Origin of the sequence: Streptomyces sp. (assembly GCF_036524955.1) — a bacterium.
Lineage (GTDB): Bacteria > Actinomycetota > Actinomycetes > Streptomycetales > Streptomycetaceae > Actinacidiphila.
On the sequence record NZ_DATDBG010000084.1, the window covers coordinates 32,036 to 53,580 of the forward strand.

Annotated in this window: 23 protein-coding genes; 10 read left to right on the forward strand and 13 right to left on the reverse strand. The window is 72.9% G+C overall.

Going from position 1 to position 21,545, the window contains the following annotated elements:
• Positions 1-5 precede the first annotated feature (5 nt).
• From VIW71_RS07505 to VIW71_RS07515, 4 genes are all read right to left on the reverse strand, one after another.
• Positions 6-1,079, reverse strand: coding sequence for an ABC transporter substrate-binding protein (locus VIW71_RS07505; protein ID WP_331621220.1), 1,074 nt, complete (start codon positions 1,077-1,079; stop codon positions 6-8).
• 181 nt (positions 1,080-1,260) lie between these two features.
• Positions 1,261-1,815 (reverse strand): NADPH-dependent FMN reductase, encoded by a 555-nt coding sequence (ssuE, locus tag VIW71_RS07510; RefSeq protein WP_331621221.1) that lies wholly within the window; start codon positions 1,813-1,815, stop codon positions 1,261-1,263.
• Positions 1,816-2,170: 355 nt separating this feature from the next.
• Complete coding sequence (locus VIW71_RS26525; RefSeq protein ID WP_414720689.1) at positions 2,171-2,254, reverse strand: putative leader peptide; 84 nt, start codon at positions 2,252-2,254, stop codon at positions 2,171-2,173.
• Between the two features lie 370 nt (positions 2,255-2,624).
• On the reverse strand, positions 2,625-3,593 hold the full coding sequence (locus tag VIW71_RS07515; protein WP_331621222.1) for a pirin family protein: 969 nt from the start codon (positions 3,591-3,593) through the stop codon (positions 2,625-2,627).
• Between the two features lie 392 nt (positions 3,594-3,985).
• Between VIW71_RS07515 and VIW71_RS07520 the strand changes: the two genes are divergently transcribed.
• From VIW71_RS07520 to VIW71_RS07530, 3 genes are all read left to right on the forward strand, one after another.
• Positions 3,986-4,480, forward strand: a complete 495-nt coding sequence (locus VIW71_RS07520) for an NUDIX hydrolase (protein WP_331621276.1) — start codon at positions 3,986-3,988, stop codon at positions 4,478-4,480.
• A gap of 147 nt (positions 4,481-4,627) precedes the next feature.
• A complete protein-coding gene (locus VIW71_RS07525; protein ID WP_331621223.1) occupies positions 4,628-5,038 on the forward strand; it encodes a YidH family protein in 411 nt (136 codons plus the stop codon).
• Positions 5,038-5,421, forward strand: coding sequence for a DUF202 domain-containing protein (locus VIW71_RS07530; RefSeq protein ID WP_331621225.1), 384 nt, complete (start codon positions 5,038-5,040; stop codon positions 5,419-5,421). Before VIW71_RS07525 ends, VIW71_RS07530 begins: the two co-directional genes overlap by 1 nt.
• 25 nt (positions 5,422-5,446) lie before the next feature.
• Here the strand turns inward: VIW71_RS07530 and VIW71_RS07535 are convergent, their stop codons facing one another.
• Positions 5,447-6,181, reverse strand: coding sequence for a FadR/GntR family transcriptional regulator (locus VIW71_RS07535; RefSeq protein ID WP_331621226.1), 735 nt, complete (start codon positions 6,179-6,181; stop codon positions 5,447-5,449).
• Positions 6,182-6,336: 155 nt separating this feature from the next.
• Between VIW71_RS07535 and VIW71_RS07540 the strand changes: the two genes are divergently transcribed.
• The 4 genes from VIW71_RS07540 to VIW71_RS07555 all read left to right on the forward strand — a co-directional run bounded on the left by VIW71_RS07540 (position 6,337) and on the right by VIW71_RS07555 (position 10,972).
• Positions 6,337-6,870: a gluconokinase gene (locus tag VIW71_RS07540; RefSeq protein ID WP_331621227.1), complete on the forward strand. Its 534-nt coding sequence runs from the start codon at positions 6,337-6,339 to the stop codon at positions 6,868-6,870.
• A gap of 124 nt (positions 6,871-6,994) precedes the next feature.
• The gene (locus tag VIW71_RS07545) at positions 6,995-8,392 is read left to right on the forward strand and encodes a GntP family permease (RefSeq protein ID WP_331621228.1); all 1,398 of its coding nucleotides are present in this window, start codon (positions 6,995-6,997) and stop codon (positions 8,390-8,392) included.
• A gap of 229 nt (positions 8,393-8,621) precedes the next feature.
• Positions 8,622-9,647 (forward strand): phosphotransferase family protein, encoded by a 1,026-nt coding sequence (locus tag VIW71_RS07550; RefSeq protein WP_331621229.1) that lies wholly within the window; start codon positions 8,622-8,624, stop codon positions 9,645-9,647.
• A 110-nt stretch (positions 9,648-9,757) separates the two neighbouring features.
• Positions 9,758-10,972: an acyl-CoA dehydrogenase family protein gene (locus VIW71_RS07555; protein ID WP_331621230.1), complete on the forward strand. Its 1,215-nt coding sequence runs from the start codon at positions 9,758-9,760 to the stop codon at positions 10,970-10,972.
• A 271-nt stretch (positions 10,973-11,243) separates the two neighbouring features.
• Here the strand turns inward: VIW71_RS07555 and VIW71_RS07560 are convergent, their stop codons facing one another.
• The 4 genes from VIW71_RS07560 to VIW71_RS07575 all read right to left on the reverse strand — a co-directional run bounded on the left by VIW71_RS07560 (position 11,244) and on the right by VIW71_RS07575 (position 14,054).
• The gene (locus VIW71_RS07560) at positions 11,244-12,227 is read right to left on the reverse strand and encodes an NADPH:quinone oxidoreductase family protein (RefSeq protein WP_331621232.1); all 984 of its coding nucleotides are present in this window, start codon (positions 12,225-12,227) and stop codon (positions 11,244-11,246) included.
• 19 nt (positions 12,228-12,246) lie between these two features.
• Positions 12,247-12,879 carry a TetR/AcrR family transcriptional regulator gene (locus VIW71_RS07565; protein WP_331621233.1) on the reverse strand — a complete coding sequence of 211 codons (633 nt, stop codon included), beginning with the start codon at positions 12,877-12,879 and terminating at the stop codon, positions 12,247-12,249.
• A gap of 99 nt (positions 12,880-12,978) precedes the next feature.
• Complete coding sequence (locus VIW71_RS07570; protein WP_331621234.1) at positions 12,979-13,275, reverse strand: hypothetical protein; 297 nt, start codon at positions 13,273-13,275, stop codon at positions 12,979-12,981.
• Positions 13,272-14,054 carry an SDR family oxidoreductase gene (locus tag VIW71_RS07575; RefSeq protein WP_331621277.1) on the reverse strand — a complete coding sequence of 261 codons (783 nt, stop codon included), beginning with the start codon at positions 14,052-14,054 and terminating at the stop codon, positions 13,272-13,274. The genes VIW71_RS07570 and VIW71_RS07575 overlap by 4 nt, the downstream gene beginning before the upstream one ends.
• A 326-nt stretch (positions 14,055-14,380) precedes the next feature.
• Between VIW71_RS07575 and VIW71_RS07580 the strand changes: the two genes are divergently transcribed.
• Positions 14,381-15,754 carry a serine-threonine protein kinase gene (locus VIW71_RS07580; protein WP_331621235.1) on the forward strand — a complete coding sequence of 458 codons (1,374 nt, stop codon included), beginning with the start codon at positions 14,381-14,383 and terminating at the stop codon, positions 15,752-15,754.
• 55 nt (positions 15,755-15,809) lie between these two features.
• Here VIW71_RS07580 and VIW71_RS07585 read toward each other — a convergent pair whose 3' ends face one another.
• Entirely contained in the window at positions 15,810-16,562 is a 753-nt protein-coding gene (locus VIW71_RS07585) for an SAM-dependent methyltransferase (protein ID WP_331621236.1), read from the reverse strand.
• A gap of 248 nt (positions 16,563-16,810) precedes the next feature.
• Between VIW71_RS07585 and VIW71_RS07590 the strand changes: the two genes are divergently transcribed.
• Positions 16,811-17,275: a MaoC family dehydratase gene (locus VIW71_RS07590; protein ID WP_331621237.1), complete on the forward strand. Its 465-nt coding sequence runs from the start codon at positions 16,811-16,813 to the stop codon at positions 17,273-17,275.
• A gap of 15 nt (positions 17,276-17,290) precedes the next feature.
• Here the strand turns inward: VIW71_RS07590 and VIW71_RS07595 are convergent, their stop codons facing one another.
• Entirely contained in the window at positions 17,291-17,905 is a 615-nt protein-coding gene (locus tag VIW71_RS07595) for a TetR/AcrR family transcriptional regulator (RefSeq protein ID WP_331621238.1), read from the reverse strand.
• Positions 17,906-18,151: 246 nt separating this feature from the next.
• On the opposite strand from VIW71_RS07595, the gene VIW71_RS07600 reads away from it, so the two are divergent.
• Positions 18,152-18,709, forward strand: a complete 558-nt coding sequence (locus tag VIW71_RS07600; protein ID WP_331621239.1) for a DUF402 domain-containing protein — start codon at positions 18,152-18,154, stop codon at positions 18,707-18,709.
• A 6-nt stretch (positions 18,710-18,715) separates the two neighbouring features.
• On the opposite strand, the gene VIW71_RS07605 is transcribed toward VIW71_RS07600, so the two are convergent.
• Together VIW71_RS07605 and VIW71_RS07610 are read right to left on the reverse strand one after the other, a co-directional pair.
• Positions 18,716-19,798 carry a Zn-dependent alcohol dehydrogenase gene (locus VIW71_RS07605; RefSeq protein WP_331621240.1) on the reverse strand — a complete coding sequence of 361 codons (1,083 nt, stop codon included), beginning with the start codon at positions 19,796-19,798 and terminating at the stop codon, positions 18,716-18,718.
• 151 nt (positions 19,799-19,949) lie between these two features.
• Entirely contained in the window at positions 19,950-21,332 is a 1,383-nt protein-coding gene (locus VIW71_RS07610) for an aldehyde dehydrogenase family protein (RefSeq protein WP_331621278.1), read from the reverse strand.
• Between the last annotated feature and the right edge of the window lie 213 nt (positions 21,333-21,545).

A 21,545-nucleotide genomic window follows, 5' to 3' on the forward strand; every position in this document is an offset into this window, starting at 1 on the left:
GGCCGTCACCTTCCGCTCGTCGTCACGGAGGGGGACGCGGCGGCGGACGAGGCACCACCGGTTCCGTAGCCGTTGAACTCGTTGGTGTAGAGGCCGGAGGCCGTGACGTGGTCCTTCTTGATGTCGCCGCGGGCGGCCAGCCAGTCGATCCAGAGCTGGAACTCCTGATCGGTGATCCGGCCGGCCGTCTCGGCGATCCCGTACGACTTCCAGTACCGGAGGGCCGCGGCGTCCTCGCTGCGATTGCGCCTGCCCACGATGTCGGTCATCCGGGCGACGACCTCCTCGCGCGGTGCGCTGCGGGACCACTCGATGGCGCGGGCCACGCCGGTGACGAAGGTCCGGGCGGTGCCGGGGTTCTGCTTCAGGAACCGCTCGGTCATCACATAGGTCCCCGCGCTGAACGCCCCGAGCAGTTGGTAGTCGGTGAACAGCGGCCGGATGCCGCCCGTCGCCAGGGCCTTGTCGCGCAGGATGCCGCCCAGCACGCCGACGTCGATCTGCCTCTGCCGCAGCGACTGCTCGGTGTTGACCGGCGGCACCACCAGCGGCTCGGCCTTGGCGATCTCCGCCGGGGTCAGCCCGTGGCGCTGGAGGTAGATGTCGAGCATGGCCTCGGAGTGGGCACCGAGGGTGTTCATCCCGATCTTCTTGCCGATGAGGTCGCGGGCGGAGCGGATGGGGCTGTCGTTCAGGACGTAGAAGCCGTTGTAGGCGGACGTGTCGGAACCGTAGTAGCTGATCACCGCCTTGATCGGGGCGTCGGCGGCGGCGAGCTTGACGACCGCGCCGTTGAACGCGCCGCCGAAGTCGGTCTGGCCGGTGGCGGCCGACTGGATGTCCTGCGGGCCGCTGATGGTGTTGCCGACCCACTTGAGTCTCACGTCCTCCAGATGGCCTAGGTCCGCGGCGAGTTCGGCCAGGGTGACCGCGCCCGCCGATCCCTGGTACCGCAGCGTGTTGGTCCGGTTGCCGCCGGACCCCCCGCCGGCGGCGGCGGTTCCGCAGCTCACAGCGGCGGCCGAGATACCGAGCAGGGTCAGGAACTGGCGTCTTGAGGTCGCCGTGAGTGCAGGCATGGGGAGTGTCCTTCTGAAGCGGGGTCGGGGGGAAGCGGCGGGGCCGGGTGGCCGGTGGCTACGGGACGGCGCCGCGGAACCGCGTTACGGGGCGATCGGCGGTCGCAGGGGCGCGGTTACGGGACGGGACGGGACGAGTGGCTGACGGGGAGCTACGGAACGGGCTGCTGAGGGACGTCGGTTACGGCGCCGCGATGGTCGCCGCGCTGACGGGCAGTGCCTCGACGAAGTCGTCCACCGCCTGGAACAGCCGCAGTTCCGCCTCGGGCTGGAGCCACGCCGAGCGGTCCGGCCGGCGCTCGATCGCCTGGTCGAGCAGGAAGCAGCCCGCGACGACGTGCCGGGCGCCGAGTGCGGCCAGCACCGGGCGCAGCGCGTAGTCGATGGTCAGGACGTGGGCGGTGCTGCCGCCGGTGGCCAGCGGCAGCACCGTCTTTCCGGCCAGCCCCGACTGCGGCAGCAGATCGAGGAACGTCTTGAGCAGGCCCGAGTACGCGGCCTTGTACACCGGTGTGGCGATGACGACGCCCTCGGCCGAGGCCACCGCGTCCAGCGCCCGGCGCATTTCCACGCCGCCGGTCCTGGCGGCCAGCAGGTCCGGTGCCGGCAGGTCGCGTACGTTCAGATGTCCCACGTCGAAGCCGGTCAGCGACAGGCGCCGCACGATCTCACGCGTCACCAGGGCGGTCCTGGAGTCGGCGGACGGACTTCCGGATATGGCGAGAAGCGACGTCAAGAAAGGCTCCTTGATAGCGGAAAACCCCGCCGGAAACGGCCGTTCAGGGATTTCCCGGGAAACGCGCATGGCAAAGCACCATTCGGCGCGCAAAGGGAATGACCGGGCCGTCGGGCGGCGCCGTTCCCCGGCCGCGCGCGGCGGGCGAGGAGGGAGGCAGGACAGGACGGCTCGCACCGGAAGGCGGCTTCCCCTGAGTCCGGGCAGGAGGCTCGGATGCCTGGAGGCAGGGAGAAACGCAGGCTCGGAGCGGGTACGTCCGTGGCCGACGACCTGATCCCGCGCGGGGCGTCAGCGCCGCGGGGCGGTCACGTGCGGAAACGGAAAAGAGTCAGGAGAAAGCCGACCGGACGGTTCAGCGACCGGCAGCACAGATAGCGCTGGCTTGACGTCGCAGATCGACGTGCCGACGCGCGGCGAAATTCTCTGACTGGCTCACGCAGATGAGAGTGGCAGCAGAAACCGTTCACGTCAACGAATCCGCGTGAACGTCTCACATACCGAATTGCGCCACCGGCTGACGGCGGGTCGGGGGGCGGGGGCACGGCAACGCGAAGGGCCCCTTGCCGGGGCCCGTGTCGGACGAAAGGGCCGGGTCCTGTCAGTGCGGGACCCGGTCAGGGCGCGGGTGGGGGCCCAGTCAGGGCGGGGGCGGGTCCGCGGCGGCGGGAGCCTGCACGGTGTCGTGGCGGGGTGTCGTCACCCGCCGTCCGGCTGCGTTCCGCAGCCGAGCGGTGATCCCCGCTCCGACGGAGACCCGGCGCACCTGCTCGGTACCCGCGACGGTCCCCGTCGTGAACACAGGCGGATCAGCGCGCACGTCCCCGCGGTTTCAGCGGCACCGGCGGCAGTTCGGGAGCGGCCAGCCGCTCCCCGTCGTAGCCATGGACCTCACCGAAGAGGGTGCCGTTCGTCCACTCCTCCCGCGCCCGGGCGATATCGTCGGCGGAACGACCGACGAAGTTCCACCACATGACGAGCCGTTCCTCGAAAGGCTCGCCGCCCAGCAGCATCACGGAGCTGCTGACGTCGGCGCTGATCGGCAGAGCGCGGCGACCGCAGCCGAGGTAGAGCATGGAGCCGGGCGCGAGGCGGACGCCGTCGACCTCGGCCTCGCCGGACATGGCCAGGACGGCGTACTCGAAGTCGGGCTGGACCGGGAGCCGTGCCGCGGTGCCCGGGGCGAGGGTGAGGTCGGCGCCGACGATCGGGGTGTAGGTGGTGCCGGGTGAGGCGGCGCCGTCGAGCTCGCCGAGGACGACGGTGGCGTGCAGGCCCCCGCCGCCGGTGATCTCCGGCAGGCGGGGGTGGTGCTCGAAGGCCGGCGCCGTGTGCCGGTGCGCGTCGGGCAGCGCGACCCACAACTGGGCCCCGTGCAGGTAGCGGGCATGGTCGCGCGGGGATTCCTCGGAGTGCGCGATGGCTCGCCCCGAGGTCATCAGGCCCAGCTCGCGCGGCCGGACGGTCTGCTCGCTGCCGAGACTGTCGCGGTGCAGCACCTCGCCCTCGTGCAGCCAGCTCACCGTCTGCAGGCCGATGTGCGGATGCGGCGGCACCTGCATGCCCGGCTCGGTGGCGATGTCGTCCGGCCCGTAATGGTCGACGAAGCACCACGCGCCGACCATGCGGCGGCCGAGGTTGGGCAGCAGCCGCCGTACGACGGTGCTCTCGCCGAGCGGGACGGTCCGGGGGGCGAGCAGGTCACGGACCGGGGCGCCGGATACGCCGTCGCGCCCCCCGCACTCGGTGGCCGCCGGCTTCACATCGAGGTTGCTCATGTACCGATCATGCCTCGGACGGCGGGGAAGCGGTGGTCAGCCGGCCTGCCCGCGCGGCACGTCCGCCGGCTTCTCCGGGATGTCCGCCCAGGCATCCCCGCAGCCGCCCCCCAGCACCCCGGCCTGCGGGTCGGCCCGGGGCGGCCCGGGGGAGGCGGTGTCCCCGTCGCCGAGCAGTCCGTGCAGGACGAGGTCGACCGCCCGCAGGCCGGCGAACTCGTAGCGGATCGGCTTCCCCCACCGGGCCGAGGAGTGGCGGGTCGGTCCCCCGGTTCTGCCGCCACGGCGCCGGACGGTGGTTGAATCACCGCATGAGCCGACCGCACGAACCCCTGCCGGGCGACCCGCACGACGGCCCGCCGGATGCCCGGTCCCCGCTGGACGCCGACGAGATGATCGACATCGTGGACGAGGACGACAACGTCGTCGGCACCGCGCCGCGCGGCCACGCGTACGCGCACGGGATGCGCCATCGCTGCTCGTTCATCCTGGTCCGGGACGCGGCGGACCGGATCTTCGTCCACCGCCGCACCGCGCGGAAGCTGGTCTTCCCGTCCCTGTACGACATGTTCGTCGGCGGAGTGCTCGGCGCCGGGGAGACCTACGACGAGGCGGCCCTGCGCGAGGCGGAGGAGGAGCTGGGCGTGAGCGGACTGCCGCGGCCCGAGCCGCTGTTCCGGTTCCTCTACGAGGACGGACCCCGCACCTGGTGGTCGGCGGTCTACCAGGTCCGCTGCGAGCTCCCGGTGCACCCGCAGCCGGAAGAGGTCGCCTGGCACGCCTTCCTCACCGAGGACGAACTCACCCGCAGTATCCGCGACTGGGAGTGGGTACCGGACGGCCTGGAGGCGTACCGCCGCCTGCTGGAGTGGCGCGCGGCGCGCTGACCGGAACCGGCGGGCGCGTTCCCAGCCCGTCGGCCGGGGGCCGCTCGCCGGCGGCGGGCGGTCCGCCGTACGAGGAGGTGGCCGGTCCGCCGTACGAGGGGGGGTGGCCGCCGGGTGGCCTCGGCGGGGCCTGGTTAAAGTGGTCGGGTGAGCGGAATCGGCCGAGTGCGCGCGGCCCGCGAGTCGGTGGGGCTGTGGTTCGCCCCGGCCCGGGTGCAGGAAGAGGGCACCACACCGGACTACCGCTTCTCGCTCGCCAACGAGCGCACCTTCCTCGCCTGGATCCGCACCGCCCTCGCCCTGATCGGCGGCGGTTTCGCGGTCGACCAGTTCCTCACCGACCACCTCACCCGCTGGGTACGCGTCCTGCTGGCCCTCGCCCTGCTGGCCGGCGGTGTCGCCTGCACCCTGCGCGCGATCAACCACTGGATCCGCTGCGAACGCGCGATGCGCCGCGGCGCGAACCTCCCGGTCTCCCGCTTCCCGGCGGTCATGGCGGCCCTGATCGCCGTCATCGCGGTGGTGATGGTGGCGGTCGCCCTCTTCGGCTGGGCCTGATGAACAGGGGTCACGGCGAGCCCGCCGGTGAGGCGGTTCGCGGCGGGTCCCCGGTGGAGGACGTGCGGCGGGCCGTGGAGACGGATCGCGATCCAGGGTTGCAGCCGGAGCGCACCCGGCTGGCGTGGCGTCGGACCACGCTGTCGTGCGCGGTGACCGCGGTGCTGGCGATGCGGCAGGCGGCGCAGCGGGGCGGCGGCACGGTGACCGTGCTGGCCGCGTCGCTGGCCGCCCTGGTGTTCCTGGCGTTTCTGCGGCTGGCGCACCTGCGGATACAGCGGCTGGGCACGGGGCAGCCGCCCGTACTGTCCGTGCGGGCGGCCGTGGCGGCGGCGGGCTGCATGGTCGCGCTGGCGGTGTTCGGCGCGGCCGTGGTGTGGTGAGCGGCGGCAGGGGACCAGCCCGCGCTCAGGGCGCGAGGATGTCCAGTTCCCGCAGCGCCCCCACGCAGATCTCCCGCATCAGCTCCTCCGCGACCCGCGCGTCCCTGGCCCGTACCGCCTCGGCGACCCGGACGTGCAAGGTGACCGCCTCGGGATCGGGCGCAGTGAACATCACGTGATGCTCGGTGCGGCCGGTCAGCACCTCGGCGACCACATCGCCGAGCCGTGCGAACATCTCGTTGCCCGACGCGTCCAGGATGACGCGGTGGAAGGCGATGTCGTGCCCGAGGTACGCGGTCAGGTCCGCGGCGCGACCGGCCGCGGCCATCTCGGCGGACAGCACGGTGAGTTCGCGGCACTGCGCGGGAGTGGCGGTGGCCGCGGCGAGACCCGCGGCGACGGGTTCCACGGCGGTGCGCAGCATGGTGAGCGACCGCAGTTGCCGTGAGCGGTCGGCTCCGGCCAGCCGCCAGCGGATGACGGCGGGGTCGAAGACGTTCCACTCCTCGGAACGACGGACCGTCACGCCCACCCGGCGGCGCATCTCGACCAGATGCATGGCCTCCAGCACCCGGACCGCCTCGCGGATGACCGTACGGGACACCCCGTAACGGGACTCCAGCTCGTCGATGCGCAACACCGTGCCGGGCGGGTGCTCGCCCGAGGCGATGGCCGGGCCGAGTTCGGCCAGCACCCGGGAGTGCAGGCCGCCGGCCTCTTCCCGTTCCCGCCGGTCCTGCGGTGATCCCTGCTGAGGCATGGCCCAAGCCTAGAGTGCGCCCAGGCCCACCATAATCATGTGACTTTTACGTCACGAGCTCTTGAATAAGTAGTACTTACGGGTGTTCAGTGGTCGCCACACACCGGGAGGCGCACGGCGGCCCTCCGGCCGCTTGGACAAGGAGGTGCGAGCGCATGACGGCCGTACCGGAGGACGTTCCCGTGATCGTCGTCATGGGGGTCTCGGGCTCGGGGAAGTCAACGGTCGGCGGGCTGCTGGCAGAACGGCTGGGCGTGCCCTACGCCGAAGCCGACGACTTCCACCCCCCGGCCAACATCGCCAAGATGTCGGCCGGTCACCCGCTGAACGACACGGACCGGGCACCCTGGCTGGACGCGATCGCCGGCTGGATCTCCGAACGCGGCCACCAGGGCGGCGTGGTGAGCTGTTCGGCGCTGCGGCGCCGGTACCGCGACCGGCTGCGCCAGGCCGACTCCGATCTGTTCTTCGTGCACCTGGACGGCCCGCCGGAGCTGATCGCCTCCCGACTGGCCGCGCGGATGGAGCACTTCATGCCGTCAGGGCTGCTGAGTTCCCAGTTCGAGGCACTGGAACCGCTCCAGCCCGACGAGTCGGGCGCGGTGGTCTCCATCGACGGCGGCTCGCAGGAGATCACCGAGCGCGCGCTGACCGGGCTTCCGCGCTCGGCCCGCCCCGCGCGGCACTAGCCGGCGCCACCACCGCAGCGGCGGTCGGCGACCGGCCGGCTACCCGCCACATCTGCCACTCCCCAGGGGCCCGGACCCTTCCGTACCCCTGTCCCCCTCCACCCCCGTCCCATGGGAGCACTCCGTGTCCGCACTCAGCGTCGAGATGCTGGCCGCCGCCACGCCGCCGCCGATCACCGATGCCGGTCATACCCGACTCGCGCTCGCCGCGCTGGCCGGCATCGCGGTCATCATCCTGCTGATCACACGCTGGAAGATGCACGCCTTCCTGGCGCTGACCATCGGCTCCGGCGTCCTCGGCGTCGTCGCGGGCGCGCCGCTCGCCGACACCATTACCAGCTTCACCACCGGGCTCGGCAACACCGTGGCCGGCGTCGGCGTGCTGATCGCACTCGGCGCGATCCTCGGCAAGCTGCTCGCCGACTCCGGTGGCGCGGACCAGATCGTGGACACGATACTGGCACGCACCAACGAGAAGCGGCTGCCGTGGGCGATGGCGCTGATCGCCGGTCTGATCGGGCTGCCGCTCTTCTTCGAGGTCGGCATCGTGCTGCTGATCCCGGTGGTACTGCTGGTGTCCCGGCGCGGCAACCAGTCGCTGATCCGGATCGGCATACCGGCGCTGGCCGGCCTGTCGGTGATGCACGGTCTGGTGCCGCCGCACCCGGGCCCGTTGGCCGCGATCGACTCGATCCACGCCGATCTCGGTATGACGCTCGCCCTCGGTGTGCTGGTGGCGCTGCCCACCCTGGCCATCGCGGGCCCGCTGTTCGGCCGGTTCGCCGCCCGCTGGGTGGACGTGGCCCCGCCGGAGCGGATGACGCCGGCCCGCGCATCGGACGGCCTGGACCGGCGGCCGAGCTTCGCCGCCACGGTCGCCACGATGCTGCTGCCGGTGGTGCTGATGCTGGCCAAGGCGCTGGCCGACGTCCTGGTGGACGACGAGAGCAGCCTGACGTACCGCGTCTTCGACGTCATCGGCGCTCCGCTGATCGCCCTGCTGGCCGCGGTGGTGCTGGCGATGTTCACCCTCGGGCGGGCCGCCGGCTTCACCAAGGAGCGGATGTCCGCCACGGTCGACACATCGCTGGCGCCGATCGCGGGCATCCTGCTGATCGTCGGCGCGGGCGGCGGCTTCAAGCAGACCCTGATCGACTGCGGCGTCGGCAGGATGATCCTGGACTGGTCGGACGGCTGGAACATCTCCGCGCTGCTGCTCGGCTGGCTGATCGCGGTACTGATCCGGGTCTCCACCGGTTCCGCGACGGTCGCCACCATCTCGGCGGCCGGCCTGGTGGCCCCGCTGGCCGAGACCATGTCGAGCACGCACGCCGCGCTTCTGGTGCTCGCCGTCGGCGCCGGCTCGCTCTTCTTCTCGCACGTCAACGACGCCGGGTTCTGGCTGGTCAAGGAGTACTTCGGGATGGACGTCCCGCAGACCCTGAAGACCTGGTCGGCGATGGAGACGGTGATCTCGGTGGTGGCGCTCGGTTTCGTGATGCTGCTGTCGCTGGTGTTGTGACGCGCGGTACGTGAGCGGCCAGCGGTGGACCGTACCCCTACGGTCCACCGCCCGCCGTTCGTTGTGCGGGCGCGGCGCTCGCCGGTCGGCGGTTGCCCGGAGGCCCGCGTGGGAGGTGGACGGCATACCGACCAGTCGGTACGATTCGCGTACGCGGGCACGCACGCGGGCACGCACGCGGGCACGCACGCGGGCGCCCCACCCGACGGCCACGAGGAGAGACGACCGCATGAGCGAGACCGACGACCCCCCGGGCCTGGATCTCGGCCGGCTGCGCGACCGGCTCGACCGGGAGCTCCCCGGGCTGGTGGCGGGCGAGTTGCGGGCACGGCTCGTCGAGGGCGGCCGGTCCAACCTCACCTACCGCGTCACCGACGGCAGCAGCACCTGGGTGGTCCGCCGCCCCCCGCTCGGCCATGTGCTCGCCACCGCGCACGACATGGCCCGCGAGCACCGGGTGATCACCGCGCTCGCCCCGACCGCGGTGCCGGTCCCGGGCACGGTCCTGCTGTGCGAGGACCCCGAGGTCGTCGGCGCACCCTTCTACGTCATGGAGTTCGTGCGCGGCACCCCGTACCGCAGCGAGAGCCAACTGCGCGAGATCGGCCGGGACCGGACCCGGGCCGCCGTCCTCACCCTGGTCGACACGCTGGTGGACCTGCACGCGGTGGACCCCGCCGCGGTCGGCCTCGCCGGCTTCGGCCGGCCCGACGGCTTCCTCGACCGGCAGCTCCGCCGCTGGGGCAAGCAGCTCGACGCCTCCCGCAGCCGCGAACTGCCCGGCATCGACGAGCTGCACGCCACCCTCGGCCGCGAACTCCCCCACTCCCCCGCCCCCGCGATCGTGCACGGCGACTACCGCCTGGACAACGTCCTCATCGAGGACGGCGAACTGACCGCCGTCCTCGACTGGGAGATGTCCACCCTCGGCGACCCCCTCACCGACCTCGGCCTGCTCGTGATGTACGGCGAGCAGCGCGCGGTCGACGGCCTGCCCGGTCCCACGACCGGCGGCGCCCCCGGCCACCCGACTCCCGCCGAACTGATCGAGCGGTACGCCCGCCGCTCCGGCCGCGACGTGACGGCCGTCGCCTGGTACACCGCCTTCGCCTACTTCAAGCTCACCGTGATCCTCGAAGGCATCCACTACCGCTGGACGCTCGGCCGGACGCTCGGTGCCGGCTTCGAGCGGATCGGCGAGGTCGTCCCCGTCTTCATCGAGCGCGGCCTTCTCACGCTCCGGGGCGAGAGCTGACACCGGCGCGTCCCGTTCCCACGCGTGCACGGGCGAGCGCCCACCGCACCCCCGCACATACGCATTGCGCGTAACCGCCCCCGCACCCGCACCCGGAGGACCGACCAGCCATGGAATTCGCCTTCGACACCCGGACCGAGGAGCTGCGGGCCCGCCTCCTCGCCTTCCTGGACGAGCACGTGTACCCCGCGGAGGCGGTGTTCGAGAAGCAGCGCGAGCAGGCCACCGGCGACGCGCGCTGGACGGCGCCGCCGGTCGTGGAGCAGCTCAAGGCCGAGGCCGGGCGGCAGGGCCTGTGGAATCTCTTCCTTCCCGGTGAGTACGGCGCCGGCCTCACCAATCTCCAGTACGCGCCGCTCGCCGAGCTCACCGGCCGCAGCCCGCACCTCGCCCCGCCCGCCCTGAACTGCGCCGCGCCCGACACCGGCAACATGGAGGTCCTCGCCGAGTTCGGCACCCCCGCCCAGCGCAAGGAGTGGCTGGAGCCCCTGCTCGCGGGCGAGATCCGGTCCGCCTTCGCGATGACCGAGCCCGACGTCGCCTCCTCCGACGCCACCAACATCGAGACGCGCATCGAACGCGACGGCGACTCGTACGTCATCAACGGCCGCAAGTGGTACATCTCCGGCGCGATGAACCCCAAGTGCGCGATCTTCATCGTCATGGGCAAGACCGACCCGGCCGCGGACCGGCACCGCCAGCAGAGCCAGATCCTCGTCCCCCGCGGCACCCCGGGCCTCGAAGTGCGGCGCGGCATGCGGGTGTTCGGCTTCGACGACGGCGACCACGGCGGCCACGCGGACATCGTCTTCCATGACGTCCGGGTCCCCGTGGACCATCTCATCGGCGAGGAGGGCGGTGGTTTCGCCATCGCCCAGGCCCGCCTCGGCCCCGGCCGCATCCACCACTGCATGCGCCTGATCGGTATGGCGGAACGCGCCCTCGAGCTCATGTGCCGCCGTGCCACCTCCCGTATCGCCTTCGGCAAACCCCTCGCCGCGCAGGGCGTCATCCAGGAGTGGATCGCCGAGTCCCGGGTCGAGATCGAACAGCTCCGCCTGCTCGTCCTGAAAACCGCCTGGCTCATGGACACCGTCGGCAACCAGGGCGCGCACACCGAGATCCAGGCCATCAAGATCGCCACCCCGGCCGCCGTCCAGCGCATCATCGACCGCGCCATCCAGTCCCACGGCGCGGCCGGCGTCGGCCAGGACCTCCCACTGGCCCACCTGTGGGCAGCCGCCCGCACGCTGCGTCTCGCCGACGGGCCCGACGAGGTGCACAAACGTTCACTGGCCCGCCGCGAGCTGCGGAAGTACGCGTAGCGGAATCGGTGTTCCCGCGGCGACGAGTTCGGCCGGGCCCGCGCACCGGCACGGCCCCCACGGCAGCGTCACCGGGCCCCTTTCCGATTTCCGACACGAAATGCCGGCGGCCCGTCCCCCCGTCGCCGCCGTTTCCTCTGCCCTGGCACGGGGCCGGGGTCGCGGCACGCCCTGACCCCGGCAGGACGGTCACCGCTCATCCGACCGCGGCGAGCCGCTGATCCAGGGTCGGGCAACCTCCTGCGCCGGCAACCGGCACGGGAGTCGGTGGCTACGGCATCACGACCAGCCGGCCCGTCGTCGTGCCGTCGGCGACCCGCTGCACCGCGTCGGCCGCGCCGGCGAACGGCACCCGTTCGGTGACGAGTGGCCGCACCGTGCCGTCCGCGGCCATGCGGGTCAGTTCCTGGTGCGCGTGGTGGACGGCGACCGGATCGTGCGCCAGGTAGAGGCCCCAGTGCAGGCCGAGGATGGAGTAGTTCTTGACGAGGGCGTGGCTGAGGGCGGGCGCGGGCACCGTACCGCCGGCGAAGCCGACCACGACGACGCGGCCCTCGAAGGCGATGCACTTGGTGGAGAGGGTGTACGCCTCGCCGCCGACCGGGTCGTAGACGACGTTCGCGCCGCGGCCGGCGGTGGCCTCCTTGACGACGGAGACGACGTTCTCGTGGTGGCGGTCGATCACGATGTCCGCGCCGAGGTCGCGGGCGGCCTTCGCCTTGTCGGGGCCCCCGACCACGCCGATGACGGTGGCGCCGGCGGCCTTGCCGAGCTGGACGGCGGCGCTGCCGACACCGCCCGCCGCGGCGTGCACCAGCAGGGTCTCGCCCGGCTGCAGGGCGGCCCTGCGGTGGAGGCCGAACCAGCCGGTCTGGTAACCGATGTGGAGGGCGGCGGCCTGGGCGTCGTCCAGGGCCGGGGGCGCGGGCAGCACTCCTGCGGCGGGTACGACGGCGTATTCGGCGAAGGCTCCGCCGGGGAGGGCGGCGGGGGTGACGACGCGGGCGCCGACATCGAGGCCGGTGGCGCCGTCGCCCAGGGCGACGACCTCGCCGCACAGTTCCACGCCCGGTGTGAAGGGCAGTGGCGGGCGGATCTGGTACTCGCCGCGGCAGAGCATCGCGTCGGGGAAGTTGACGTTGGCGGCGAGGACTCGCAGCAGCGCCTCCCCGGGGCCGGGCTCGGGGGTGGGGACGGAGTCGAGGCGCATCGCCTCGCGCGGCTCTCCGTTCTCGTGCACGCGCCATGCCTTCACGTCAGGGCTCCCGGAGGGATCAGGGCCGCCGCACCGAGTGCAGCAGCAGGTCGGAGAATTCGGTGGCGACCTGCCGCGCGGACAGCGGGCCGTCCGCGCGGTACCAGGTACCGAGGTGGTGCACCGAGCCGAAGAAGAAGTCGACGACGAGGTCGGGGCGCAGCTCGGCGCGGAAGTGGCCGTCGCGCTGGCCCTCCTCGATCAGCGAGCGGAAGGTCTCGTGGTAGCGGCGGCGCTCGGCCCGTACCGCCCTCTGCTTCTCCGGGCTGAGCTGGTGCATGGAGCGGAAGAAGATCTTGGTGTCGTCCAGGTTCTCGATGCTGGTGACGACCACGTCCGCGGCGGCTTCCGCGAGGCGGTCGCGTACGTCGGTGGCGCGGGCGGCGATGGCGTCGAGGCGTGCGGTCTGCAGGCGCAGCACGCGGCCGTAGATCTCGTGCAGCAGGTCGTCCTTGGAGCCGAAGTAGTGGTAGAGGGCGCCCTTGGTGACGCCCGCCGCCGCGACAATCTCCTGGACGGATGTGCGGTCGTAGCCGTGTTCGGCGAAGAGCCGGGTGGCCTCGGCGAGCAGCCGCTCCGGTACGGCGGCCCCGGACCCCGGGCCCGTGCCGTCTCCTGTACCGCCGCCGCTGCCTGTCGCGTTGCGTGCCATGGCCTGCCCTGCTCTCTCCTCGTGCCCTCCGGTCCGCCGGCCAGGACCACGCCGTGCTGAACCGGGGCCTTGCGACCGGCGTTCCGACCGGTATGGACCCTATCCGGCCAGGGCCTTCGGTTCCGGCCGGAGGATCTGGCCGGTCGCCGTCCTGGACAGCTCGCCGCGGACCTCGACCTCACGCGGGTGCGTGGGCGCGGCCGACGGCTCCTTGCGGTGGGCGACGGTCTCGGCCGCGGTACCGGACCGCAGGCCGACGTACCCCTCGACGCTCTCGCCGGGGGCGCGTTCGGCGGACGGGAAGGCGTGCGGCACGGACGGCGGGTACCCGGCCCCTTCCGGCCGCTCCGCGGTCCGGTGCTCGACGAGCCGCAACCGACCGGCGCATCGCGTCATGCCGGGTCACCCTCCTTCGCCCGCAACTCCTCGTATGCGCGCTGGATCCGGTTCATGCCGCCGAGCCAGCGCTCGGGCCGGCCGGCCCGGGCCGCATAGAACTCGGCGACCTCCGGATGCGGCAGGATCAGGAAGCGCTCCGCGGCGATCCCGTCGAGTACGGCCCGTGCGACGTCCTCCGGCTCGATGGCGGTGGGGGCGAGCACCAGGTCACCGGCGACCCCGGTGGAGCGCAGCATCGCGGTGCGTACGCCCTGCGGGCAGACGGCGTGCACATGGATGCCGCGGTGCCGGTAGGTGAGCGACAGCCATTCGGCGAAGGCGAGCGCGCCGTGCTTGGTGACGGAGTACGGGGCCGCGCCGATCATCGTCAGCAGACCGGCGGCGGAGACGGTGGACACGAAGCGTCCCTCGCCGCGGTCCAGCCATGCGGGGAGCAGGGCACGGGCGGCACGGACGTGGCTCATCACGTTGACGTCCCAGGCGAGTTCCCAGTCCGCGTCGTCCGCCTCGGGGCCGCCGCCGGTGCCGACACCGGCGTTGGCGCAGAAGACGTCGATGCCGCCGCCGAGCGCGGCGCGGGCGGCGGGCACGACACCGGAGGCGTCGCCGGGCACGGCCGTGCCGCCGATCTCGTCGGCCACCTTCGCGGCGGCGTCCGGATCGAGGTCGTTGACCACCACCCGGGCGCCCTCGGCGGCGCAGGCGCGGGCGAGCGCGGCTCCGATGCCGCCGCCCGCGCCGGTGACGACCACCCGGGCGTCCCGCAGTGCTTCCACGACCACGGCGTGTCTCCTTCGACTCGGCGGTTGGCGGTCCGACCGGGCTGCCGGCACGGCGGTACGGTCCCAGGTCCGGCAGTGGGGCGCGGGGCCTGCAGGGTGCGGCTGCGCCCGCGCGTGGTACGACCGCGCGGTCACATACTAAGCGGTCGGTCATTCACCGGGAAGGCCCGGGCCAGGGCGTAGCCGGAGCGTATTCCGCCGTTCGGGGGATGGACGATCCTGCCGCACCTCGGGATGATGCACCGCAGAGCGGACAAACACGGCGTTGTCCGAGGGGTTGTCCGAGAGGTCGTCAGAGGGGCACTTCGCGAGGGGGAGCCATGGCCGTGACCGTGACGAGCGTACGACCGTACTGGGATCTGACGTTCGACGCGGACGGCGATCCCGACCCCCGGCTGCGCGACGCACTGCTCCGGGCCGTCCACGACCGCACCGACCTGGTGGTCTTCTCGCACGGCTGGAACAACGACCTCTCCACCGCGAACGGGCTCTACGACCGCTTCTTCGCGCACTTCCCCGGCCTGCTGGCCGCCGCCCCCGCCGACCGGTTCGGCTACGTGGGGGTGCACTGGCCGTCGATGCGGTTCAGCGACGAGCCGATCCCGGACTTCCCGCCCGCCCGCCTCCTCGCACCGGACGCGGCGCCCGCCGGCCCACCGGACGACGCGACCGCCGACCCGCCCGCCGGCACACCGGCGAGGCGACGCACCGCCCTCGACCCGGCGTCACGGGCCGCCCTGGCCCGGGTCTTCCCCGGCCGGGAGGCGGAGATCGACCGGATCACCGTACTCCTCGCAGAGCGGCCCGAGGCGCCCGAGCGGCTGGCGGAGTTCGCCGGGCTGGTCCGCACGCTGACCGGCCTCGTGCGAGGGTCCGCCACCGCCTTCGCCGAGGACGTGGGCGCGGCGGCCGGCGCGGAGCCCGTACTGCTCACCGGGGACACGGCGGCGGTGTGCGCGTCGCTCGCCGACGCCCTGGAGGAGGCGGGTGTCGAGGTGGCCCCGGCCGGCGCGGGTCCGGCGCTCTTCGGCGGGCTCGGCAAGCGGGTGTGGGACGGCGCGCACGAACTGCTGCGGCAGGCGACGTATTACGCGATGAAGCGGCGGGCGGGCGGCGTCGGACAGTTGGGGCTCGGCCCGGTGCTGGGCGAGGTGGCGCGGAGGGCGCCGGGGATGCGGATCCATGTGATCGGGCACAGCTTCGGGGCGCGGCTGGTGTCGTTCGCGCTGCGCGGGCTGCCGGCGGGGGTGCGGGTCACATCGGTGACCCTCCTCCAGGGCGCGTTGTCGCACTACGCGTTCAGCGGTCCGCTGCCGTTCGACGCCAAGGGCGGGGCGCTGCACGGGATGCAGCGGCGGGTCACCGGCCCGGTGGTGGCCTGCCACTCCCGCCATGACCAGGCACTGGGCGTGCTCTATCCGGTGGCGTCCCGGCTGGCGGGCGACGACCGGTCGCTGCTGGGCTTCGGCGACCGGTGGGGCGCCCTGGGCCACGACGGTTTCCAGTCGCTGGACGGCACGCCCGCGCTGTCCCTGGCCGACGCACTCACCCACCTCCCGGCCGGCGGCTGCGTCAGCGTGGACGTGTCGGCCGTGGTCCGCCGGGGCGGACCGCCCTCCGGAGCGCACAGCGACATCTGCCACGAGGAGCTGGCCCGCCTGGTCCTGCGAGCGGCGGGCCGTATCCCCGGCTGAGGCCCCGCGGGGTCCGCGACGGCGAACCCCGGCCCGTGGTGAACGCGTCAGGTTCTCAGGAGCGTGCCGCCTCGCGCAGCACGAACACCCCCCACCCCACGTAGCGCCGGGTGTAGGCGAGGTGGGTGCGGCGGCCGTGCGCCAGGAACTCCCGCATGTCGGCTGCGTCCGGATGGTTCTCGGGCGCGGCCCGGAGCCAGTCGGAGACGGTGAGCCACTGCTCCGCCGCGTACCGGTCCCAGCTGTCACCGTCGGCGAGCACCATCTCGACCAGTTCCATGCCCGCCGCCTCGAACCGGTCGAGGGTGCCCACCAGCGAGGTGAACTCCTCCGGTTCGGCCCCGATCGCCTCGTACGCCTCCTCGGGCGCCGGCTCGGTCCAGTACGGTTCGCCGACCAGCATCAGACCGCCGGGCCGCATCGCCGGCCGCAGCAACCCGATCGTCCCCGCGAGCCCCTGGCCGATCCAGGTGGCGCCGATGCAGGAGACGATGTCGTACGCCCCTGGCTCGGCCCGGTACGCGCCGGCGTCCCCCCGCTCGAAGCTCACCCGTTCGGCGACCCCCAGCTCCGCGGCCCGCTCCCGTGCGGCGGTCAGGAACACTTCGCTCAGATCCACCCCGACCCCGCCGATCCCGTGCCGTTGCGCCCACCGGCACAGCATCTCCCCCTTCCCGCAGGCGAGATCGAGCTGCCGCTGCCCCTCCCGCAGCCCGCAGACGTCCCCGAGCAGCAGCAGCTTCTCCTCGGTGAACGGATTGAGGATGCGGTGCCGGGCCTCGGCGATCTCGTGATGACGCAGGCTCATACGGCTCCTCGGCGGTGGGGTGGCGGCCCTGCGGGGGCGGGGCGGCGGCGGGCGGACGGTTCGCGGGGGATGCTGCCGTATCGGCACGCCGGGGCGCCACCCGGAATCACCGCGGCGGGCCCCTCACCGGGGGCTGGTGCGCGCCCGGGCGGCCGCCGTCACCGAGGGTGGGTGATCATTGACAGGCAGGGCCTCCCGAACCATGCTGAGCAAGCGCTTGGACATCCGTGATACAGGAGGCTCTCCCCATGTCGCTGCAGCCCCGCGTCTTCGCCTCGCTCGACGAACTGCGCGCCGCCGTCGGTGAGCAGCTCGGCTGGACCGACTGGCTGGAGATCGACCAGAAGCGGATCGACCAGTTCGCGGATGCCACCGGCGACCACCAGTGGATCCACGTCGATCCCGAGCGCGCGGCGAAGGGCCCCTTCGGTACGACGATCGCCCACGGCTACCTCACGCTGTCCCTGATCCCGGCGCTGACCCCGCAGCTCTTCCGGGTCGAGGGCGTGACGATGGGCGTCAACTACGGCGTGAACAAAGTGCGTTTCCCCGCGCCCGTGCCGGTGGGCTCGCGGTTGCGCGGGACCGCCGTACTGGCCGAGGTGACCGAGGCCGGGGGCGGCGTACAGCTCGTCACCCGAATGACGATCGAGCGTGAGGGCGGGGACAAGCCGGTGTGCGTGGCGGAGACGGTGGCGCGGTTCTATCGGTGACCGCCGGTCCGGCGGTCAGCCCGGGGCGCGGACCATCCGCAGCACGAGGTCGGCGTGGAGCGCGCCGACCTCGTCGGGCGTCCTTCGGCCGTTCGGGTTGAACCAGCGGGCCACGTCGATGCAGAGCGACAGTACGGCGAGCGTGGTGCCGGACACCTCGGGCACGTCGAACTCGCCGGCGGTCACCCCGTCCGCGATGATCGAGCGGATCACGTCCTCGCTCTGCCGCCGCAGGTCCACGATCTCGGTGTAGTGGTCTGCGGCGAGCGCGCCCAGCTCGTACTGCACCACGCGACCGGTGGTGTGATGCTCGGCGTGCCAGCGGACGAAGCACCGTACCGCGGTGGCGAGGCGGTCGGCCGCGGTACCTTCGGCGTCCCGGGCCTCGGAGAGCATGGCCAGCGAGCGCTGGTGGCCGACCCTGCTGATCTGGTAGAGCAGCTCTTCCTTGGTCTTGTAGTGGATGTAGAGCGCGGCGGGGCTCATGCCCGCCCGGCCGGCGATGTCCCGGGTGGTGGTCGCGTGGTAGCCGCGCTCGGCGAACGCCTGGACCGCGGCGATCACCAGCCGCCTGGCGGCGTCGGGGGTGACGTCGCCCCAGGCTTCGCCCGTTGCCGCCTCGGCACTCATCGCACGCCCCTTTCCCCAGGTGGGTTGACAGGGTCATACCTTACCCGGCGGGTGAGCAAGCGCTTACCCACCGAGCGGTTGCCCAGGACGGCCCCCGCGGGGAACAGGGCACGCGACCACGGCGCGCGCCCGCGGCCGGGAACGCTCCCGGACCGTCGCGGTCGTCGCCGGTCCGCGGGGGCGGGGGCGGGGGCGGGGGCGGACCAGGGTGGGGACACAGACCTGGACGGCTGACAGGATGTGGTCATGTCGATACCGGGTTCAGCGGCGGGCACGGACGGGGTGGCAGGGACGGACGGGCTCGTCCAGGTCACGTACCGCAAGTACGACGGCACACTGCACTGGAATCTACGGATGCGGCGGCTCGGCGAGGACGAGCACGGCGTATGGCTGGGGCTGCCCGCGAACAGCGTGATGCGCAAGGGCCACAACCCCGAGGTCCCGATTCCCGAGGCCCACGTCCTCCTCTTCCCCACCGGCGCCTGGTGGACCGCCACCTTCAACGCGGCCCCCCGCAGCACCGAGATCTACTGCGACATCACCACCCCACCTCGCTGGCCCACCTCCGGCGAGGTCACCATGGTCGACCTCGACCTCGACGTCCTCCGCAAACGCGGCGCGAACGGCCCGATCCTGGTGGACGAGGACGAGTTCGCCGAGCACCAGATGCGGTACGGCTACCCCGCCGACGTCATCTCCGCCGCCACCACCGCGGCAGACTGGCTGATGAGAGCCGTCGCCGACGGCACCGGCCCGTTCGGAGGCGCCCACCAGCGGTGGATGGCGATGGTGGACCGACCGTAGGGCCCGTCAGAACACCACCAGCGACCGCCCGCCCCGGCCGGAGGTCATCGCTTCGAAGGCGGCGGGGATGTCGTCGAGCCCTATGCGGTCGGTGACCATCGCGGAGAGGTCGAGGCGGCCCGCCCGGACGTGCTCGGCGACCAGGGGAAGGTCGTGGGACGGGTCGCAGTTGCCGTAGACGCAACCGGACAGGGTGCGGCCGAAGTAGAAGAGTTCGAGCGCGGAGAAGGTGACCTGCTGGTCCTGGCCGCCGATGCCGACGACCGTCGTACGGCCGCCGCGGCGGGTGGAGGACCACGCGGCGCGGATCGTGTCGGCGCGGCCGACGCATTCGACGGCCACGTCGGCGCCGTGCCCGCCGGTGAGCCGGCGGATGTGCTTGGCCGTGTCGTCGCCGGAGACGACGAAGTCGGTCGCGCCCGCGGCCCGGGCCAGTTCCTCCTTGGCCGGGGCGACGTCCACCGCGATGATCTGTCCGGCGCCCGCGATCCGGGCGGACTGCAGGACCGCCAGGCCGACGCCGCCGACCCCGTACACGGCGACGGACTCACCACCGCGGACCCCCGCCGAGTGGTGCACCGCGCCGTAACCGGTGAGGACGGCGCAGCCGAGCAGGGCCGCGTCGGTGAGCGGGACACCGTCGGGGAGCGGGAGGACCGCGCTCGCGGCGACGACCGTCTCCTCTGCGAAGGCGGCGGTGCCGAGCCCGGGGTGGACCGCACTGCCGTCGCCGAGGAGCGTCGCGTACGGACGGGCCGCCGCGGCGCCGGCCTCGGCGCACAGCCAGGGCTCGCCCAGCGCGCAGAAGTGGCAGGAGCCGCACGCGGGCGCCCAGTTGAGCACCACCGGGTCGCCCGGCGCGACATGGCCGACGCCCTCACCCACGGCCACGACCGTACCCGCGCCCTCGTGCCCGAGGACCGCGGGGGCCGGCTGCCGGAGTGTGCCGTTGGACAGGGACAGGTCGGAGTGGCAGACGCCCGCGGCGGCGATCCTTACCCGTACCTGGCCAGGACCGGGCTCGGGCAGCTCGATGTCCGCCACGACGAGCGGGGCGTTCACGGCGGGCAGTACGGCGGCGCGGACCACGGACCCTCCTGGGCGATATCGATACAAGGCGAAGCCGGTACATACCTTCGCACGTTTGTCGGTTTACGGATTCGCTGCGGCAGCAGGCCGCGGGGTCCGCGGGGGTGAGCCGGAGGTGAGCCGATTCCGCGGGGGTCTCAGCCGCCGCTCCTCAGAACTGGAGCGACTTGGTCTGGAGGTACTCCGCCAGACCGTGCGCGCCCAGTTCGCGGCCGACACCGGACTGCTTGTAACCGCCGAAGGGCGCGAGCGGGTTGAACCGGCCGCCGTTGATGTCCACCTGCCCGGTGTCCATCCGACGGGCGAAGGCGACCGCCGTTTCCTCGTCCGGGCCCCAGACCGCGCCGGCGAGCCCGTACACCGTGCCGTTGGCGATCCGCAGCGCGTCCTCCTCGTCCTCGTACCGGATGAGGACGACGACCGGGCCGAAGATCTCCTCCTGGGCGATGGTCATCTCGGGCCGGACGTCGGCGAAGACGGTCGGGCGCACGTAGTACCCGGTGGCCAGTCCCTCGGGCGCTTCGGGGCCGCCGGCCACGATCCGGGCGCCTTCCTCCACGCCGCGCCGTATGTAACCGCGCACCCGGTGCCGCTGCTCGGCGTTGACCAGCGGGCCGACCCGTTCGCCGGGAACGTACTTCGCGGTGGCCGCGACCGCCAGGTCGACTGCCTCGTCGTAGCGCTCGGAGTCCACGAGGATACGGGTCCATGCGCTGCACGTCTGGCCGGAGTTGGCGAAGACGTTGGCGAGGCCCACGTTGACGGCCCGGCCGAGGTCGGCACCGGGGAGAATGACGTTCGCGGACTTGCCGCCGAGTTCGAGGGCCACCCGCTTGACGGCGGCGCCGGCGGTCGCGCCGATCTGCCGTCCCACGGCGGTGGACCCGGTGAAGGAGACCAGGTCGACGCCGGGGTGCTCGACGAGGGCCTGGCCGGCGACCGGGCCGAGCCCCGTGACCAGGTTGAACACACCCGCGGGCACGCCCGCCTCGTGCAGGATCTCGGTGAGGAGCTGGGCGACCAGCGGGGTGTCCTCGGCGGGCTTGAGGACGACCGGGCAGCCGGCCGCGAGCGCCGGGGCGACCTTGGCGACGATCTGGTGGAGCGGGTAGTTCCAGGGGGTGATGGCACCGACCACGCCCACCGGCTCGTGGAACACCGTGGAGTTGCCGATTTTCTCCTCGAAGGGGTACTCGGCGGCGAGCGCGGCGAACGAGCCCATGACGGCGATGGGCAGGCCGGTGTGGACGGCGGCGGCGAAGGCGGGCGGCGCGCCCAGCTCCAGCGCGATGGTCGCGGTGATCTCCTGGCGGCGGGCGGCCATCAGCTCGCGGACCTTGCCGAGCAGGGCGGCTCGCCCGGCGGGCGGGGTGGCCGCCCAGCCGGGCAGCGCGGCGCGGGCGGCACGTACGGCGTCGTCCACGTCCAGCGCGGAGCCGGCCGGTACCTGGGCGACGACCTGCTCGGTCGTGGGCGCGATGACGTCGATCCGCCGGTCGCCGTTGGCCGGCCGCCACCGACCGCCGATGTACACGCCGTCGCGGGCCTGGTACGTACGCGCCGCGCCGTCCGCCGACGTGCGGGTCCTGCTGTCCACCGTGCCGTCCACTGTGCTGCCCTCCGTGGTCACCGCGCTGCGTCCGACCCTCGAACCAGCGCCGTCAGTTCCAACAGGCCGGCGGGCGACGTGTGTGCCGTCGGTCACGGCGTCACGTCACCGCGCGGGCCGAGTCCCCGCGGGTGCGGT

Coding starts and splice junctions, on each gene's coding strand:
- VIW71_RS07530 (WP_331621225.1), top strand. CDS start 5,038: ATGAACAGGGGTCACGGCGAGCCCGCCGGTGAGGCGGTTCGCGGCGGG.
- VIW71_RS07580 (WP_331621235.1), top strand. CDS start 14,381: ATGGCCGTGACCGTGACGAGCGTACGACCGTACTGGGATCTGACGTTC.
- VIW71_RS07585 (WP_331621236.1), bottom strand. CDS start 16,562: ATGAGCCTGCGTCATCACGAGATCGCCGAGGCCCGGCACCGCATCCTC.
- VIW71_RS07540 (WP_331621227.1), top strand. CDS start 6,337: ATGACGGCCGTACCGGAGGACGTTCCCGTGATCGTCGTCATGGGGGTC.
- VIW71_RS07600 (WP_331621239.1), top strand. CDS start 18,152: ATGTCGATACCGGGTTCAGCGGCGGGCACGGACGGGGTGGCAGGGACG.
- VIW71_RS07550 (WP_331621229.1), top strand. CDS start 8,622: ATGAGCGAGACCGACGACCCCCCGGGCCTGGATCTCGGCCGGCTGCGC.
- VIW71_RS07505 (WP_331621220.1), bottom strand. CDS start 1,079: ATGCCTGCACTCACGGCGACCTCAAGACGCCAGTTCCTGACCCTGCTC.
- VIW71_RS07555 (WP_331621230.1), top strand. CDS start 9,758: ATGGAATTCGCCTTCGACACCCGGACCGAGGAGCTGCGGGCCCGCCTC.
- VIW71_RS07535 (WP_331621226.1), bottom strand. CDS start 6,181: ATGCCTCAGCAGGGATCACCGCAGGACCGGCGGGAACGGGAAGAGGCC.
- VIW71_RS07520 (WP_331621276.1), top strand. CDS start 3,986: ATGATCGACATCGTGGACGAGGACGACAACGTCGTCGGCACCGCGCCG.
- VIW71_RS07565 (WP_331621233.1), bottom strand. CDS start 12,879: ATGGCACGCAACGCGACAGGCAGCGGCGGCGGTACAGGAGACGGCACG.
- VIW71_RS07595 (WP_331621238.1), bottom strand. CDS start 17,905: ATGAGTGCCGAGGCGGCAACGGGCGAAGCCTGGGGCGACGTCACCCCC.
- VIW71_RS07590 (WP_331621237.1), top strand. CDS start 16,811: ATGTCGCTGCAGCCCCGCGTCTTCGCCTCGCTCGACGAACTGCGCGCC.
- VIW71_RS07570 (WP_331621234.1), bottom strand. CDS start 13,275: ATGACGCGATGCGCCGGTCGGTTGCGGCTCGTCGAGCACCGGACCGCG.
- VIW71_RS07515 (WP_331621222.1), bottom strand. CDS start 3,593: ATGAGCAACCTCGATGTGAAGCCGGCGGCCACCGAGTGCGGGGGGCGC.